This window comes from Burkholderia sp. BDU5, from assembly GCF_001522845.1.
GTDB lineage: Bacteria > Pseudomonadota > Gammaproteobacteria > Burkholderiales > Burkholderiaceae > Burkholderia > Burkholderia mayonis.
This window is the reverse complement of sequence record NZ_LOWC01000024.1, coordinates 1-900: the sequence shown is the minus strand read 5'-3', so window position 1 is coordinate 900 and position 900 is coordinate 1. Positions and strand designations below refer to the sequence as shown.

2 pseudogenes are annotated in these 900 nt (G+C 58.4%); both read left to right on the top strand.

From position 1 onward, the window contains the following. A pseudogene (locus WS69_RS32930) lies at positions 1-239 on the top strand (hypothetical protein); the annotation flags it as partial. Beyond that, a pseudogene (locus WS69_RS04400) lies at positions 236-580 on the top strand (GSU2403 family nucleotidyltransferase fold protein); the annotation flags it as partial. The pseudogenes WS69_RS32930 and WS69_RS04400, both read left to right, overlap by 4 nt. Positions 581-900 lie beyond the last annotated feature (320 nt).

The following is a 900-nucleotide window of genomic DNA, read 5'->3' as shown; positions in this document are numbered from 1 at the left end:
AAGCTGGCCCAGCGCAACGTCGACACGACGGCCTAATTCGCGTCACAGCGCAAGGGCGTGGTCAATCGATCGCTTACCCTCAATCGCTGCTTCGCGGGCGCGTCATGTGTGATGGAGTCTGGGTGACCGATATCATCCAGACATGGCTTGACGTTTCCGCCGACCCGACGCGCGGTGCCGAGCAGGCCGCCGAGCTCGAGCACGGCGTTCTGGCAAAAGTAGTAGGAGAGAAAGTATGAGCAGCTTCGCGGAATTCAGCAGACTTGCGTTAACCCTGGAGCCGTGGCGCCAGCACATCGTCTTTGTCGGCGGATGGGCATTCCGGTTGTACGGGTACGAGCCGCGTGCTTACACGGCGGACCATAAGCCGATCTTCACACAGGACGCGGATGTGGCCTACGACAAGCGCGAACTCATAGAAGGCAATATCAAGACGGCATTGGAAGGGGCTGGCTTCACTGAACAACCAAACCTTGCTGGCGGGTTCAGGCCGCCGGCGATGCGCTACAACCTGGACGGCGATGAAAACGGGTTTTACGCTGAGTTTCTTACCCCGCTCACGGGTAGCTGTACAGAGAGGTATGCCGATTTCTTGCGTCGACAGAATACCGCCGTTAGGCCTAAGCTGACCACTTGGTTGTCGTGCAATGTGCGCTATCAGACTGTGATCGACCATGACAGATGGCAGACCGTAGGCCACCAATGAACGTGCCTTGCGTGGCTGCGACAATGTGCGAGTCGCTGCGGTGAGTCGTCTGTCTAAGCACAAATGTGCCTGTCAGGCGGGGTGCCGACTGGACTGCCGAACGGCCTCGCTGTCGAGTGTCGCGGACAAATAGAAATGTCCGGTTTTGTAGCAAATGAAATGTCCGCATGTTGGCGGGGGCGGCAAGCCGGCGT